This window comes from Paenibacillus sp. PAMC21692 (assembly GCF_014303795.1).
Classification (GTDB): Bacteria; Bacillota; Bacilli; order Paenibacillales; family Paenibacillaceae; genus Pristimantibacillus; species Pristimantibacillus agaridevorans.
Map to the genome: position 1 here is coordinate 8101459 of NZ_CP060293.1, position 15901 is coordinate 8117359.

The 15901-nt window shown below is 52.1% G+C and carries 12 protein-coding genes; all 12 read right to left on the reverse strand.

The window, feature by feature from the left end; translation table 11 throughout:
* Positions 1-6: 6 nt before the first annotated feature.
* The 12 genes from H7F31_RS32150 to H7F31_RS32205 all read right to left on the reverse strand — a co-directional run bounded on the left by H7F31_RS32150 (position 7) and on the right by H7F31_RS32205 (position 15681).
* Entirely contained in the window at positions 7-3687 is a 3681-nt protein-coding gene (locus tag H7F31_RS32150; RefSeq protein ID WP_187102163.1) for a LamG-like jellyroll fold domain-containing protein, read from the reverse strand.
* Positions 3688-3708: 21 nt separating this feature from the next.
* Positions 3709-6660, reverse strand: a complete 2952-nt coding sequence (locus H7F31_RS32155; protein ID WP_187102164.1) for a LamG-like jellyroll fold domain-containing protein — start codon at positions 6658-6660, stop codon at positions 3709-3711.
* Between the two features lie 262 nt (positions 6661-6922).
* Positions 6923-7714, reverse strand: coding sequence for a DeoR/GlpR family DNA-binding transcription regulator (locus H7F31_RS32160; RefSeq protein ID WP_261800590.1), 792 nt, complete (start codon positions 7712-7714; stop codon positions 6923-6925).
* A gap of 151 nt (positions 7715-7865) precedes the next feature.
* Complete coding sequence (locus H7F31_RS32165) at positions 7866-8681, reverse strand: PhnE/PtxC family ABC transporter permease (RefSeq protein WP_108993134.1); 816 nt, start codon at positions 8679-8681, stop codon at positions 7866-7868.
* A gap of 1 nt (position 8682) precedes the next feature.
* The gene (locus tag H7F31_RS32170; RefSeq protein WP_187102166.1) at positions 8683-9468 is read right to left on the reverse strand and encodes a PhnE/PtxC family ABC transporter permease; all 786 of its coding nucleotides are present in this window, start codon (positions 9466-9468) and stop codon (positions 8683-8685) included.
* Complete coding sequence (phnC, locus tag H7F31_RS32175) at positions 9458-10246, reverse strand: phosphonate ABC transporter ATP-binding protein (RefSeq protein WP_187102167.1); 789 nt, start codon at positions 10244-10246, stop codon at positions 9458-9460. The genes H7F31_RS32170 and phnC overlap by 11 nt, the downstream gene beginning before the upstream one ends.
* A gap of 62 nt (positions 10247-10308) precedes the next feature.
* A complete protein-coding gene (locus tag H7F31_RS32180) occupies positions 10309-11370 on the reverse strand; it encodes a PhnD/SsuA/transferrin family substrate-binding protein (RefSeq protein WP_187102168.1) in 1062 nt (353 codons plus the stop codon).
* A gap of 44 nt (positions 11371-11414) precedes the next feature.
* Positions 11415-12554 (reverse strand): phosphonoacetaldehyde reductase, encoded by a 1140-nt coding sequence (locus tag H7F31_RS32185; RefSeq protein WP_187102169.1) that lies wholly within the window; start codon positions 12552-12554, stop codon positions 11415-11417.
* The gene (gene phnX, locus H7F31_RS32190; RefSeq protein WP_187102170.1) at positions 12554-13363 is read right to left on the reverse strand and encodes a phosphonoacetaldehyde hydrolase; all 810 of its coding nucleotides are present in this window, start codon (positions 13361-13363) and stop codon (positions 12554-12556) included. The genes H7F31_RS32185 and phnX overlap by 1 nt, the downstream gene beginning before the upstream one ends.
* 236 nt (positions 13364-13599) lie before the next feature.
* Positions 13600-13860, reverse strand: coding sequence for a hypothetical protein (locus tag H7F31_RS32195; RefSeq protein WP_187102171.1), 261 nt, complete (start codon positions 13858-13860; stop codon positions 13600-13602).
* A gap of 54 nt (positions 13861-13914) precedes the next feature.
* A complete protein-coding gene (locus tag H7F31_RS32200) occupies positions 13915-14367 on the reverse strand; it encodes a helix-turn-helix domain-containing protein (protein WP_187102172.1) in 453 nt (150 codons plus the stop codon).
* A gap of 144 nt (positions 14368-14511) precedes the next feature.
* On the reverse strand, positions 14512-15681 hold the full coding sequence (locus tag H7F31_RS32205) for a DUF1835 domain-containing protein (RefSeq protein WP_261800214.1): 1170 nt from the start codon (positions 15679-15681) through the stop codon (positions 14512-14514).
* Positions 15682-15901 lie beyond the last annotated feature (220 nt).

Consider the following 15901-nt stretch of genomic DNA (forward strand, 5'->3'; position numbering starts at 1 on the left):
TTCCCATTACTCTGCCAGCTTGTCCGCGATCATCTGCAGAAGCATCAGAACGTCGTTCGTGTCAACCGTGCCGTCACGATTAATGTCGGCCTTGGCAAGCACAGCCTCGCTTCCTCCGCCCGACACGATGAGCTTCAGAATCGTTCTTGCATCAAGCAAATCGGAGCTGTCGTCGCCGTTCAAATCACCTGGATTCTGACTCACGATCGTGATGACGGCATCTTCCGTCTGTACCGGGACGTATGCCGATTCGCCGGCACTGTCCGTCGTGACGCCTCGTACGTTGGCAAACGAAATAGTTGCCGTCGCATTTCCAACGAGATCAGCCTTCGCTCGGAACGTTACGTTCGTAATGATTGTCGCCTCATCCGTGCCAAGCGCGTCGCCCGACACGCCCGCGAAGCTAATCTTGCCCGGCGTTGCCGAATTTACGGCTCCGGTTGCGCTGAATCCCGCAAAGTCAAAGCTTTCAAACGTCAGCAAGCTCGAATCGTATGACAGGATGCCTTCGAGCCCCACCATTATGGAAGCTTGCTCGACCGTTACCGGCACCGTGAACACGCTGCCCTTGTTAACCGTCCGATCGTCCGCGAACAACCGGATCGTCTCGTCTTCGACCGCTTCGCCGGTAAAGTCGATTTCGCTCATAAAGACGAACTTCCCGGTTCCGTATGTGCTTGTAACTAACAGCTTGACGTAACGTCCTTGAACGGGTTTATCCAGCACGGCGAAATCCTGATACGTATTTCCGGCGGCCGTTTTGCCGAACGTACCTGACGCCCGTTTCGCCTCGTTGCCAAGATAGGCCGGATCGTTTAAGTCGGCCAAATCGTCCGAAGCGTACAATTCGAAATCTTTCGGGAATTCCAACGCCGTTAAATTAGGGCGGCTCGTCCGCTGGATACCGCTCAGCTTGAAGGACTCCTTCATATCGATGATGATCCAGTGAGGCAGATCAGGAATCGGATCATGCCAGCTCGTATGCCATATCGTGGAGTAATCACCGTCCAAAACATATTGCGGCAAGTTGTCCGATTCTACGTCATACGAATTATAGGCTTCGATTGTAAAGCTAGTCTTCGGCAGGAACGTATACGCGATCGATCCCTTGTTGTCTACCAGCATCCGCGTCAAGTCGACGTGGGCTTGATGGATAACGGCCTTATCGTCGCTGGACGTCAGCGCTTTGGCGGCAGCGATTTGTGCCTTGAGCTCGCTCATCTTCGGCAGGGACAGACCCGGCGTCGATTCGATCGAAGCGACGAATTGCTCCGCTTCCGCAAGCGTTGCTGCAAGCTGCTCGAAGGAATGTGGTTCCGGATATAGATTCAGCTCCATGGAGAACTGGTTTTTCTCGCGGAACAGCTTGTCGTTCTTTACGGAATACCAATTTACGCCGACGTCGTTGCTGCCTTCCTTGATCGACATCAGCATGACCATGCCAAGGTCTCTCGGCTCCATAAATTGCGCGTCCACCAGCGCCTGCTTGACGGAGCTGCCGTAATTGTTCGAATCCTCGCGGACGACCAGGTCGGGATAGCCGATATGGCCGGACAGCACCAGCACGATGTTGTCATGCTTGCTGACGAATTCGTTCCACATATCGTCGCCGTTATTGGCATCGCGGATGTACGCGCTCGGGTAGTCGATATGGCTCGGCCCGATCTGCTCGCCGTTGTGATACATGTACGAGTGGGTCGACATAATGACGCGCTTGTCCGGATGGGCCGCCACGACCTCGTTCGCCCACGCCAGCACGGCGTCGTTCGGAGCGAATTCCATCGCGAGCACCATATATTCCACGTCGCCGATTTCGAAGAAGTGGTACGTATTCTCCATTTTCCCTTCCACGAACGCACCGCCGAATGTCGCGTCATCCGAGTACTTGCTATAAGGGAAGTATTTATTGTAGTTGGTGTAGTTCCGGGTCAAGTTCGTATTATTGAGAACGACGTCATGGTTGCCCGGCAGCACCACGTACGGAATAACTCCATCAAGATACGAATACGATTCGGCCGCCACCGCCCATTCCGCCTCGCTCGACGGCGTATCGACGATATCGCCTACGCTGATCGCCAGCTTGATATTCAGATCGTCGGCGTTATCCTTTAGCCAGTTGAAATAAGCTTTCATCGCGTTCGGATGCTGCCGTGCCATATATTGCGTATCCGGGATGACCGCAATCTTATAATCGCCATCCGCGAATTCGGGCTCCAGCCAATTATAGGCTGCATTGTCGTAAAGCCGCGCGTCGTTTCCATGAAGGGACAAGTCCGGATACGCGCCGTTGATCGCCTGGTCCAGCTTCCAGTTGCCCAGCAATCCGGATTCCTGGCCTTGCAGGAAAGCCTTGTAGCCGGATTCAATTTGTTCGGCCGTTCGTGCCGTTGACCATACGCGGACATCGGCGAGCTGCCCTTTGAAGTTCGTTTGAGGTTTCCCATCGGCCGCGTATCCCATATAGTCGGACCCGATCTTAAGCTCGCGGGCGGGGAGAACCGTCGGAATTGGAACATTTAGCGCCGTTTCGTCGATCTTGCGGCCGTTGATATAAGCCGATGCCGACTTCGCCTCGTCATCCAGCACGATTGCGACATGGACCCAATCGCCGACGTTGACTTTCGCATTGACGACGTAGTTGATCTCGTGACTTTTGTGGGCTCTCCAGTATAATCTCGGTTTGCCGTTCGCGCCAATCTCGAAGCTTAGTCGGGATACGTCGCTGTAATAATAACTTTCGTTGTTCCCGATCACGACGTTCGCCGACTGGCTGGCTGGCGTGTTTGCCGGCACGTTAACCCAAGCCTCGAACGACCGGGGAGGAGCCGACAGCTTCTCCTCTGTCTTTAACTCCAGCTCTCCGTTCGAGAAGTCCGCGCCGCTGCCCGTGAACTCGCTCTCATACGGCATTTCGATTTCGTATGCCATCTCGAAGCCGAACGGGATTCCGTTGAGCTTGCCGGCCTTGTCGTAGACGACATTTGCCCCGGGCAATAGCAACGATTTGTCCAGCGTCCAGGCGTGCATCAGTCCTTCTTCTTTGCCCGTCAGCACCGCTTCGGCATTGTCCTTGAGCTCGTCCAGCGAACGAACGTCGTCCCACAACCGTACTTCCGCGATTTCCGCACGGACGTGCATCTGGTTGCGCGTGTCCATTCCGATGCTGTGCACGTTCTGCAGCTCGACCTTCTCGGGCAGATCCAGATTCTCGAACGACGCGACGACCGTTCCGTCCTGGACGAGCGTCACCTTCCGGTTGGCCGGATCCCGAAGGACGGCCAGATGCGTCCATTGTCCCGTCGTAATGGACAGGCCCTGCGTCGATTTGTCGATCAATTTGCCGTTCGACAACTCGTAATAACGGAACTGATTGTCGGCTTTTAGCTCGATATTGAAATTCGATGCCGCGTTCGCGTTGTAATTGCCGAATAAAATTTGGCGTTGATTCGGATTGACCGCAAATTTCGCGTACATTTCGAAGGTGGCCGGCACATTTGCCAGCAACCCCTCAAGCTTGACCGAATTCTGCTCGGCAGCATCAAAGAGAAGCCCTTCCCGTTCGCCGGCCGCGGATGCCGCGGCTGGCACCGTATCCTCCGCTTGCGCTTGCGCCGATGTCGCGCCAAACCCTTGCAGCAGCATAACAACCGCCAGTGTTAAGGCCATAAACCATTTTCCCTTTCTCAATGCCGTTCACCCTTTCAGAATTTATATGGTCTGCCCGGCGATCAACTTGTCCGCTATGATCTGCAGCAGCGCCAGAATATCGTTCGTGTCGACAACCTTGTCGCCGTTGACATCGGCCGCAGCAAGTTCGGCTTCGCTGCCTCCGCCTGCCGCGATCAGCTTCAGAATCGATCTTGCGTCGAGCAGATCAAGGCTTTCGTCGCCGTTGAGATCGCCCGCCGTCCGGCTGACGATCGTAATGACCGCATCGTCCGTCTGAACCGGGACATACGCGGATTCGTCCGTCTCGCTTGGCACGATGCCGCGCACGCTGGCGAACGAGATTGCCGTCGTTGCATCCGCCGAAAGATCCGCCTTCGCGCGGAAGGTCGCGTTCGCGACCACGGTTGATTCGTCCGTGGCCAGCGCGTCGCCGGATATGCCCGCGAAGCCGACCTTTCCCGGCGTCTCGGCATTTACCGCGTTTGTTGAGCCGAACGCCGCGAATTCGAAGCTTTCAAGCTCGAGCAGGCTGGAGTCGTAGTTCAGGACGCCCTCCAGACCGACCAGCTTGGCCCCCTTCTCGATCGTGACCGGCACCGTAAAGACGCTGCCCTTGTTCACCGATTGATCCGCGGCGGACAGCCGGATTTCCTCGTCAGGCCCCCCTTCTCCAGGCGTTCCCGAATGCAGATTCAGCTCCATAGAGAATTGATTTTTCGCGCGGAACAACTGGTCGTTCTTTACGGAGTACCAGTTTACGTCCACGTCGTTGCTGCCTTCCTTAAACGTCATCAGCATGATCATGCCGACATCTCTCGGGTCCATGTATTGGGCATCCGCAAGAACCTGTTGCACGATATTGCCGTGCTCGCCGAGATCCTTCTTCACGACCAGATCCGGATGACCGATGTGGCCGGACAAAACGAGCACGATATTATCGTGCTTGCTTACGAATTCGTTCCACATATCGTCGCCGTTGTTCGCATCGCTAATATAAGAGCTAGGATAGTGATGGTGATCGGTGCCGATGCGCTCGCCGTTGTGATACATATAGGTATGCGTCGACATGATCACCTTTTTGTCGGGATTGGCCGCCACGACTTCGTTGGCCCACGCCAACACGGCGTCGTTAGGCGCAAATTCGATGGCAAGGACCATATATTCCACGTCGCCTATGTTGAAGAAATGGTACGTATTCTCCATCTTGCCTTCGGCGAAGGCTCCTCCGAAAGTCGGCTCCTGCGAAAATTTGCTATACGGGAAATATTGATTGTAATTCGTATAATTGCGGGTCAGCTGCGCATTGTTCAAGATGACGTCGTGATTGCCCGGCACCAGAACGTACGGGATAACCCCGTCCAGTTCGGCATACGCGTCGGCGGCCGCGGCCCACTCCGTCGTGCTCGAAGCCGTGTCGACGATATCGCCCACGCTAATCGCCAGCTTGATGTTCATGTCGTCGGCGTGATCCTTCATCCACTTCATGTAATCTTTCATCGCTTGAGGATGCAGCCTGGCCATGTATTGCGTATCCGGAATGACGGCGATCGTGTAGTCGCCTTCCGCGAAGTCGGGCGCTAGCCAGTTCGAAGTCACTTCGTCATACGGCAGCGCGTCGTTTGCGTACGCCGAGGAGTCCGAATACACGCCGTTCTCGGCCGTATCAAGCTTCCAGTTGCCCATGAGTCCTTCCTCTGTTCCTTGCAGCGACTCCTTGTAATTCGCTTTGATTTCTTCGGCTGTTCGAGTTGTCGACCATACCCGCAGATCCGCGATTTCCCCTTTAAAAGACATCGTGGTCCCTCTGAAATCGGAGCCGATCTTCATCTCGCGGGAGGTCGTATCCTTTGGAAATTCCGGGATAGCAAGCGTTTCTTCATGAACCTTCTCGCCGTTAATGTACGTAGTGCCCTTTTTGTTCTCTTCGTCGAGAGCCATCGCAATATGCACCCAATCGCCCGCGTTTACGTTCACGTTATTGGCCACATAGTTCAATTGATAATCTTTGTGGTTTACCCAAAACAATCTCGGAGCCCCGTTGTTGAAAATTTCGAAGCTGAATCGCGATACGTCGCTGTACGAGGAATTTTCGTAATTGCCCATAATGACGCCCACACGTTGGCCGCTCGGCGTATTCGCCGGAACGTTTACCCATGCCTCCAACGTGCGCGGAGCTGCAGCCACATGATTTTTTGTCGCGATCTCGAGGCCGCCCGCAAAGTTTGTCCCCGTGCCTTGGAACTCGCTCGTGTATTGCCGTTCGAAGCCTCTTGGCGTGCCGTCAAGCTTGCCGGCCTTGTCCCGGATGACGTTCGTAATCCCGTTAAGCGACGAGTCGTCGAGCGTCCATGCATGCATAAGTCCCTCTTCGTCACCTTGGATATCCGCATCGGCATTGTCGCGAAGCTCGTCCATCGTTCGCACGTCGCTCCACAGCCTGACTTCCGCAATTTCGGCTCTGACGTGATAGCCATTTCTCGTATCGGTGCCGATGCTATGAATGCTTTCCATAACGACCTGCTCCGGCAGGTCGACATTTTCAAAGGTCGCTACCACCGTTCCGTCCTGAATCACATCGATCTTTTTGTTTGCTGCGTCGCGTATGATGGCCAGATGAGTCCATTGACCCGTCGTAATAGATAAGCCCGTCGTCGATTTGTCGATCAGCTTGCCGCCGTTCGAAATCTCATAATATCTGAACTGGTTGTCGGCCTTAAGCTCAAGGCTAAATTGCGTGCCGGCCCCTGCCCGGTAATTGCCGAACAGTACTTGCCGCACGCCTGGATTGGCCGCGAATTTCGCTCGCATCTCGAAAGTGGCCGGAACACCTTCCAGCATCGCGTTTAAAGCGATGGAGTTTTGTTTCGCCGAGTCGAAGAGCAGGCCTTGCGGAGCGTTCGTCTCCGCAGATACAGCCGAAATCGCTCCAAAGCATTGCGCTGCAATTGCAATGACCAGCATCCAAACCGCCAGCGATTTTCTGACAATCATGATTTTAATCCACTCCTTTTGGGTATATGGGTTTTGCCCCAAACTGAGTATATAGAAAAACAGCAATTATAAGCAATATCAATTACATGTTTTTGCAGTATCTTAATATTTCATGTCGAATATTACCGCTAAATATTGCACATTGGTGAAGGCGCTTAAAATGCGATGCGTTTTTTTACAAAAAAATAAGCGTATTCGACACCGCTTCGAAACGGCGACAAATACGCTTTCTGTCATTCACCGTCCAATCGGACGGCGTAAATCAGTTTTGCGGGTAAACGACCTTAATCCCCGAATTTTTATATTTTCTCACGACGTCTTCGTTGATCGTGGAATCAGTCATGATCATGTCGACGTGATCCAGCGGGCATACGTTCAGGTACGACACCTTCTCGAATTTGCTGGAATCCGCCGCGACGATCGTCTGTCTGGCGCTGCTCATGATCGCTTTGATAATATCGATCTCGTGGATGCGGAAGTCGGTCAGCCCTTTGGTCACGGAAATCGCGTTGATGGATATGAAGGCCAGATCGATATTGTAGCCTGCGATATCCTCTTCGCACTTTTTGCCGTACAGCGCATACTCCTGCTGATCCAGCACGCCGCCTGGCACAATGACCGTAAAACCCTGCTTGTTCGCGAATTGCTCGATAATGCGCAGACCGTTCGAGATGATCGTCAGCCGCTCGAAGCGTTCCGCCAGCTTCTTGGCGATTTCCAGATTCGTCGTTCCCGCGTTTAACGCAATGGCTTGTCCTTCCGATACGTGCTCGCATACGAGCTGCGCAAGCTCGACCTTTTTCTCCTTGTTCTTGCTCTCGCGATAGGAGAAGACGTTCTGGTCGCCCCGCTCCTCGGGCAGGATGGCGCCGCCGTGCACGCGCTTTAGCAGCTTCTTCGCCTCCATATTTTCCAGATCGCGCCTGACCGTATCGATCGACACGTTAAGGACGCTAACGAGCTCCGTCACCTTGACGGAATCATTCTGCTTCAGTATCTCCTGAATCTTTTTATAACGTTCTTCCTGCAGCACTTTATCCCCCGCTCCCGCCATCAATTCCGCTTCTTCTCCCTCTAGTATACATGCCCGCTACGAGCTCCTCAACTATTTTAGTTTTTTGTACTACTTTTTGCTTCTTTTTACCGTTAGTTATAAAGTTACGCAAAATACAGCGCACCCATACATGAGCGGCTGTATCTTAACCTTAAGCGTTGACTGCCAGCTTTCTTTTAATCCATCTTGCAAGAAGCTCCAGAAGGATCGCGAACGCCAAAATCATATACGTAATAAAGCCGATCTCGCGGATATCGAAATAGAAGTTGCTGGCCATAAACATATCGAATCCGATGCCGCCTGCTCCCGCAGCCGCACCCATGGCAACCGCTACGGCGAAATTGATTTCGAACCGCACGAACGTCCAGGAAATGATATACGAGATCGAAGACGGCAGCACCGCCTGAAATACGATCTGCCACCATCCCGCTCCGCTGGCGCGAAGCGCTTCGATGACGCCGTCTTCCAGCTCCTCGATCGACTCGGAGTAGGCTTTGACCAGGTAGCTGATGGAATGAAAGGTCATGCCGATGACGGCGGCAACACTGCCAAGTCCCGCGGCTACGGCGAAGATCAACACCCATAGCACGGTAGGCACGGCGCGTATAAAGGCTACAACGCTTTTGATCGCGAGCGAGACAGCGGGACGGGACAGATTGCGCGCCGTAAGTAAAGCAAGAAACAGCGCGATGACCGCTCCGAACAGCGTCGTCAGGAACGCAAGTCCGATGGTGATGGTGACTTGCCCGAGAGCCTCGCCGAAGGTGAAATGTTTGGCATGCGGCTCGATCAGCATCGTCCCCAGCGTATCCCCCGTCTTGCGAATCGCTTCCGATAAAACCAGATCCTTGTAGTCGAACGTCAGCAAGCCGAACAGCGTAAGCGCTACAAGCATCAGCAATGTCATTCGGATAACAAAAGATGATTTGTTAAACGGCTTGGCCGGTATGTTGGTGTTGGCATGCATCTTACATGATCACTCTCCTGACGTAATTCGAGACCGATTCGATGATCATGATGGCGACGACGATCGCGATGACGGCCAGGGAGGCCGAAGCGTAATTCAAGCTTTTGTAATATAGGTTAAACAAGAAGCCGATTCCGGTCCCTGTTAATATTCCGATTAAAGTCGCTTGCCGAATATTGGTCTCGATTGTAAACAGCACCCAGCTGATCAACTGCGGCAGACTCGACGGGATGACCGAATGCGCCACAATATGGATATAACCCGCTCCCGTTGCCCGAAGCGCCTCGACGGAGCTCATGCTCATCTCGTCGATCGACTCCATAAACGCGCGTGTCAGAAAACCAAAGGAGCAGAAGAACAGCGCCAAATATCCGGTGAGCACGTTCTGGCCGAAAGAAAACAGCAGAATCATCGACCATGCCGCGACGTCGATATTGCGGAACACGGTGGCGATCCAGCGGCTGACCATACTAAACGGGCCTCCGATGCCCGTCTTCTGAGAGCCTAACACGGCGAAGACAAGCGCGAATACCGCAGCCGTGCTGGTCGCCGCGATCGATACCAGCAGCGTTTCGAGCAGTTTGTCGATAATGTCCGGCAGCTTATCCAACGCCTTCCCGTTCGGGACGAAATTACTGACCGCCCATTCCGCCGCCTTGGGGACGGAAGTAAACCCTTTAACGACATCATACTCCGTAATGATGATCGCGATCATGGTAAGCGCGAGCACGAGCGCGCAGAAAAACAACGTGTTGAGCCGTTTGCGAAGGAAAAAGCTACCCGACATGGCGACCGCCTTCCTCTTCCGTCAGCTTGTCATAATCGGCGCCATATATCGCGCGAAGCTTTTCCTTCGTCAGTCCGGCAGGCGGACCGTCATAAACGACCGTTCCTTTATTGACTCCGACAATACGATCCGAATAGTTCATCGCTACATCGACCTGATGCAGGTTCACGACGACCGTGATCCCCATCTTGGAGCAAATATCTCGCAGATGCTCCATGATGACTTTGGAAGAGTTGGGGTCGAGCGAAGCGATCGGCTCGTCGCAAAGCAGCATTTTCGGATCCTGCACAAGTGCCCGCGCAATGCCGACCCTTTGCTTCTGACCGCCGCTAAGCTGGTCGCAGCGCTTATACACTTGCTCTTGCAGCCCGAGCACCTGCAGAAGACGGTAAGCCTGCGCCTTCTCCTCTTTGGTGTACAGGCCCAGCACCCCCGCCAAAGTCGACTTGTAGCCGAGTCTGCCATGCAGAACGTTTTCGATTACGCTGAGCCTGTTGACGAGATTATAGTGTTGAAAGATCATGCCGATCCGGGTTCTCAGCTTCTTAAGCTCATTTTTGTTCAATGCCAATACGCTTGCGTCGTCAAAGACGATTTCTCCGCTGCTGGCGTCAATCATGCGATTAATGCAGCGAAGGAGAGTCGATTTCCCCGCTCCCGAAGGACCGATGATTGAAACGAACTCCCCTTCCTTCACAGCGAAGTTAACATCCGACAACGCGCGCGTCTCCGAGCCGTATTGTTTGGATACATGCTTGAATTCGAGCAGCGTCCTCATGTTAATTCCTCATTTCTTATTCATGCGCTAGTAGACGTTTTCCATGGAGTAGCTATCCCAAATTAGTTGCCCGACAATTCTCTTACCGGGTCAAAGAACGCGTCTTCAACGGCCACGAACTTCTCTTCGCCCGACTTTTTCTTAAAGATAGCTGTACCTTCCGCGTCTTTCGGCAAAAATATTTTTTCGTTGTTCGTTACCGCATCGGATGTAAACAGCTCGAGCAGCTTCTTCTGGTCGTCGGCGCCAAGCGTATCGGTATTGATCGCAAACGGCTGGTTCAGTACCGGCGTAACGGAGATCAGGACGAATTCTTGGCCGGTAATCGTATTAAACGGCTCCTCCGCGCCTTCTTTTACCTTGTAGACCGAGCCCGGCTTGTTCGCGTCGCCGGATACCAGTTCCACATAGTTGGCTACGCACGTGTCGCAAAATGCCGCGACATCGGACTTCCCAGTCAACAGATTGACCGCGGAGCCTTGATGCGACCCGCCGAACAAAACTTCGGTGAATACTTTGTCGCTGCCGCCTTGCAGCAGGTCTTCCGCCGTAAGCTCTTTGAACTTTTCCATTTGGCTAAAGTGGTTTACGATACCCGCGGAAGGCACTTTAAAGCCGGAAGTCGACGAGTTGGATACAAACGAAAACTTTTTGCCGGCGATGTTGTCGATCGAGAACTCGCTCCCGCTCTTATAGGCGTCCTCTTCGCCCTTCTTGACCGCCAGCCAGCTGTAATATACGGCGTCGTCAAGGGTGCCGGACTCGCCGCTCTGCACGAACAGCGGTTGCACCTTGTCGCTCTTCGCGTTGGCTTCTACGTAACCTTGCGCGCCCATGTATCCAATGTCGGCATTGCCGTTAGCCATGGCTTCGATTGCGATAATGTAGTCCGTTGTCGTTTGATGCTCGACCTTCTTGCCCGTCGCTTCTTCGATAATACGAGAGAATTCGTCCCGCGCATCCTTGAGCTCCGAACCGGATTCGTTAGGATACCAGACCATCGTGATGGTGTCCTTGGATCCGGAAGAAGCCGAACCGCCGTTGTCTCCGGCTTCATTGCCGCCGCATGCGGCGAGAAGACCAACGAGAACCAAAGTAAAAACGAACGATAATGCCTTTTTCATTTCAATACTCCTCCATCATAATCGGGATTTGTTAACGCTATGTGTTATAGCAATGAAGCCAACATTAAATTCAACTCTTCCGGCGTAATCGCAGCCGGATTATTATCCATTCGGCCTTTGGTGTACGCATGCGCGACGATCGTCTCGATATCCTGCTCCGCCACGCCGTAAGCCTTAAGGGAATCGGATAGTCCGTAGGCGGCGTAAACGGATTTCAGAAATCGTTGCACGCCATCCGCATCTTCCGCGCCGAAAGCGCGAAGGAGCTTATGCGGTTCGATCAAAGTTGCATAATTATGTTTCAGAACGACGGCGAGCGACAGGCTGGCCGCAATGCCGTGATCGATGCCGTGAAGCAGCGTGAGCGGATAGGAGATCGAGTGGCATGCCGTCGTCTTGGTATTGCTGAACGCGAGGCCGGCCAGCACGCTTCCGAGCGACAGCTTTTCTCTGCTGTCCAGATCGTTCGGATTCTCCTTAAGCCGGGGAAGCGCCTCGCGAATCCGCTCGATCGCCTGCAGCGCGTAAGCGCGGGAGATCGGATTGGAATGCACGGACCAGTACGCTTCGGTCGCATGGCACATCGCGTCCAGCGCGGTGGCCACGCTTAAGCGGAGCGGCATCGTTATGGTCAGCTCCGGCAAGATAAGCGCGGCATCCGCAAACAGTCTCTTGTCCGAGACCGAATATTTGCAGCCGCGTTCCTCGTCCCACACCGTCGCCCAGCATGTCACCTCGGAGCCCGTCCCGGATGTGGTCGGAATACCGATCCAAGGCGCGAGCGACGGCTTGTTTGCATACATCTCGTTCGTAATGTACTCCCTTACGTCCGCCGGGCTTTGGATTTGCGCATGTTGCAGGGCCGAGAGCGCCTTCGCCGCATCCATGACGCTGCCGCCGCCGATCGCGATAATCATCTGATAGTCAAAGTCGTCTACGCTCTGAAGCAATTTATAAATATCCGCGATATCCGGATTGTTGAGCGTGACTTCCAGCACTGTTGTATGCTTGCCTTCAAGAGCATCTATTAACGGCGCCAGCAATTCGTTACGATCCACGCCGCCGCCTCTGGTCAGAATCAATACCCGGCTGAAGAGCGAACCTTGTTTGCGTACTTGCTCCGCGCAAGCCTGCACGGATTCTTGACCGAAGTAGATCGCTACCGGGTTGTAAAAAGAGTTCATTACAATCCCCTCGCCAATCTATTGCGTTCCAGCGTTGCAATCTCCCCGGGCAGTTGCGAGATGGAGTCAATAATATAATCCGCTCCCGCCTTTTCGAACGTGTGTCTGACTTCATCCTTCCTTGCCTTCAGCTCGTCCTCGTCCATATCCTGCACTTCCGCCTGCGTCAAGCCCAGCTCGCTGCTGCCCATAATAATGCCAATCGTCCATACCCCCGCATTTTTTCCTTCGTGGATGTCCGATACCGTGTCCCCTACCTTAACAACAGATTCCGGAGGAAAAACGCCAAGCTCGTTCATGTTCTGAAAGATCATGTACGGATAGGGTCTTCCCGCCCTCACCTCGTCCGAGGCTACCATGTAGTCCGGCGAGTAGCCCTTCCGCCGCGCTTCCGGCACGATAACCTCCATCATCCCCTTCGTGTAGCCGGTCGTCGAACCGATTATAAGTCCGGCAGCCCGCAGCTTCTCGACTGCTTCCAGAGCCCCCGGGATAGGATCGGTATATTGTTTCAGCGACTCCATCAGCGTGCTTTCGAATCCGGCATACAAACGATCGACATCCTGAATCCCTGGCTCTTTGCCGTGTCGCTCCGTCCACGCCTTCTTGACTCTATCCATTTTAAGGATCGTTTGAATATGATCCCGCTTGAGCATCCCCATCGGTTCTCTCGCTTCCCGATTCGTAATCGGTACTCCCTCTTGCTCGAATGCGTTCAGAAAAGCATGCATAGGAGCGAAGCAGCCGTAATCCACTACCGTTCCTGCCCAATCGAATATGACCGCTTTAATGCGTCCGCCGTTGTCCATTTATGTCTCCTCGTTTCGTTATTCTTAGGTTCGTTTAACAATTTTGATTATAGAGCTCTCTCACGCTTACTTCAATAGTTTTTGCGTTATTTTACGTAATTTTAACATTTCTATTGCGTTTTTATGCTGTTTTTATACTGCGAAAACAAAATAAAACAGCAAAAAACCCTTTTCTCTTCATTCTGTGAGAAAAGGGCTTATAGATTTGAATGGATCGTTTATGGAGTGCTAAAGCTCTATCGTGCGGACTCCCCCGGAGGTTTGCTACCCTCGCCGGCCTTTGATTGTTGTTGCCGAAGCTTGACTAACTGCTCGTACCGCTCGCGGATATTCGGTATTGCCTCCTCGCGTAGCTTTTCGAGCCTCTCAGTTGACAGACGATTGAGTTCCTCTTTCTGCTCCGGGCTGACCTTGTACACTTTCGTCGTTATAATTTCTCCTGTTTCATACACCTTCGCTTTCTCCAGAGCCTGTTTCTCCTTGTCCCCGTTCGACACGTTCTCTCGCCTCCTGATTCGGTGAACGACCACTTGATAACCAAGTCCTTCATCTTAGTCTTGTTTATATTTTTCTTTTAGGATACTTGAGCCGATTCCCCCAGCTATCATTAAAAACAAAGAACCGAAGTTCCAAAAAAATGATCCGCCATACAGTGTAATCTCGAGTGACGTTACTTTATTTAGGAGGAGGACACCGAGTTTGATCACCAACAGCGCTAAGCCCACTAAAACGAAGAAATCAAATAATAACTTTATCTTCGGATGGGCTAATTGCTTACTTTCTTTTATCACCTTTTTTGTCAACTCTTCGTCACTCTTTAATAACTCATCGATAGTTACCCCAAACAGATCGCTTATTTTAATAATGATTTCAATGCCTGGGTAGTTCTGGCCATTCTCCCATTTCGAAACAGACTGTCTGCTTATAAACAGTTTCTCAGCAAGTTCTTCTTGAGACCAACCTTTCTTATTTCTTTCCGTTTTTAACTTCTCTCCAAAGATCATAGCCGCAACTACCTTTCTGCAATTTATAAGCCTATATTGGATTAACCCCTTGCAGAAGTAAAGACCGCTTTGGTTGCGTGGCCCCGCAACCCCTAGTTGCATGTGATCTTACAGGGCTTGTTAAGGTTTTTTCACTGGATTCATTTAATGCTGTTTGCGTCTGACGCTGTAATAACGCATCGCGGCGGGTACGCCTTTTATTTCGAGAACTCCATCATAGATCAGCTCCCTTAGCCGATATTCAAAATAAGAATCCCCGATATATTGCTCGCAATAACCAATCGCCTCTCCAATTAAACGTGCTGACTTCAGGAAGCCGTTATCTTTCACAGGTGGCTTAAGACCGTCCAACTTCTCTAGCAGGTATTGATCAAAATATTCTGCTGACACCTCAAGCACATCGTTGTCCTGCCAAATGCGCAGCGTTCCTGTTTGTTCCGTGAGCTTCTTCCATTCCCGTACCAGCTTCGCGATATCAGCAGTGCATAACTTACCTTTGCCCTCTAGTTGAACGATTGCTTTCTGTAGTTTGTCCGAAGGAATTTCTCCCGAATACCTATACTCCATGTATGCATTTGGTCGGTTGTAAAGCTCCTCACAAAATGCGCATGCGTCATTTACGGAAATGGCGTTTCTTTTGTTGCGAAGCAGATAAAGCGCGTGTCTCATTCCTGCCTGCTCGCATGTATTGCCACTGGTCCAAACAATGATTTCCGCCGGCTCCGGGATTTGCTCTATCTTGTCTAAGAGCTCATTGTATTCATTTTCGAATTCAGTGTAAGCTTCGAAGGCTTCCGTAATATTGTTGCGGAACCAATCGCCGCGTGCCATACGTCCTTCAGGTAAGTCCAGACCGTAGATCGGGCCAATAGCGTAATTTTCCCGTAACGATATCAGCTTGTGCGTTTCCGTGCAGCCTAATTCTTTTAATGCCTGTTTCATGCTCCCCGCAAAGGAATCCCCGATAACGATATGGACATGGGTACAGGTCGGGACAGGCTTCCAGACCGCTCTTTTTTCCTGAAGCCCCATCAACTCGTCATACAGCTCAATCAGTTTGGAAGCCGCTGCTTCAAACGTATCTTCCTGTTCCTTCATCAACTTGATTTCTGCCAAAATAAACTGCAGATAAGGCTTCAATTCCTCTACTCCCAAACGATCGGTTGCCTGTTTAATTGCAAAAATATCTTTCAATTTGATTTCACCGCTCTCCGTATTCGCTTTATCTTGATGTATATTTGTTTCTACTATTTCTTTTAAAAGCACTGCTGCAAAAAAGGTTGCCAAGAAATTATTTAACTTCTTCGATTTCATCGAGTGTATCGTATCCATAATTACCATCTTTTTCAGCAGGTATCCCTGTTATCTTGCGTGGGCGGCTGCCGTCATGTCGTGGTGTTATCGTTCCCGGTCAGCGTGATGTTAGCTACTGTCGCAAGAACGAATCCAGCATCACGCTGTGATGATTATTCAATCATTGAGAATCCGCACTCTACTACTGCATCCTTCAAAAGTGGTTCCACTCGCCGCTGTC

Coding starts and splice junctions, on each gene's coding strand:
- H7F31_RS32165 (WP_108993134.1), bottom strand. CDS start 8,681: ATGCATGCCAACACCAACATACCGGCCAAGCCGTTTAACAAATCATCT.
- H7F31_RS32200 (WP_187102172.1), bottom strand. CDS start 14,367: ATGATCTTTGGAGAGAAGTTAAAAACGGAAAGAAATAAGAAAGGTTGG.
- H7F31_RS32160 (WP_261800590.1), bottom strand. CDS start 7,714: ATGGCGGGAGCGGGGGATAAAGTGCTGCAGGAAGAACGTTATAAAAAG.
- H7F31_RS32185 (WP_187102169.1), bottom strand. CDS start 12,554: ATGAACTCTTTTTACAACCCGGTAGCGATCTACTTCGGTCAAGAATCC.
- H7F31_RS32170 (WP_187102166.1), bottom strand. CDS start 9,468: ATGTCGGGTAGCTTTTTCCTTCGCAAACGGCTCAACACGTTGTTTTTC.
- H7F31_RS32205 (WP_261800214.1), bottom strand. CDS start 15,681: ATGAAATCGAAGAAGTTAAATAATTTCTTGGCAACCTTTTTTGCAGCA.
- phnX (WP_187102170.1), bottom strand. CDS start 13,363: ATGGACAACGGCGGACGCATTAAAGCGGTCATATTCGATTGGGCAGGA.
- H7F31_RS32155 (WP_187102164.1), bottom strand. CDS start 6,660: ATGATTGTCAGAAAATCGCTGGCGGTTTGGATGCTGGTCATTGCAATT.
- phnC (WP_187102167.1), bottom strand. CDS start 10,246: ATGAGGACGCTGCTCGAATTCAAGCATGTATCCAAACAATACGGCTCG.
- H7F31_RS32180 (WP_187102168.1), bottom strand. CDS start 11,370: ATGAAAAAGGCATTATCGTTCGTTTTTACTTTGGTTCTCGTTGGTCTT.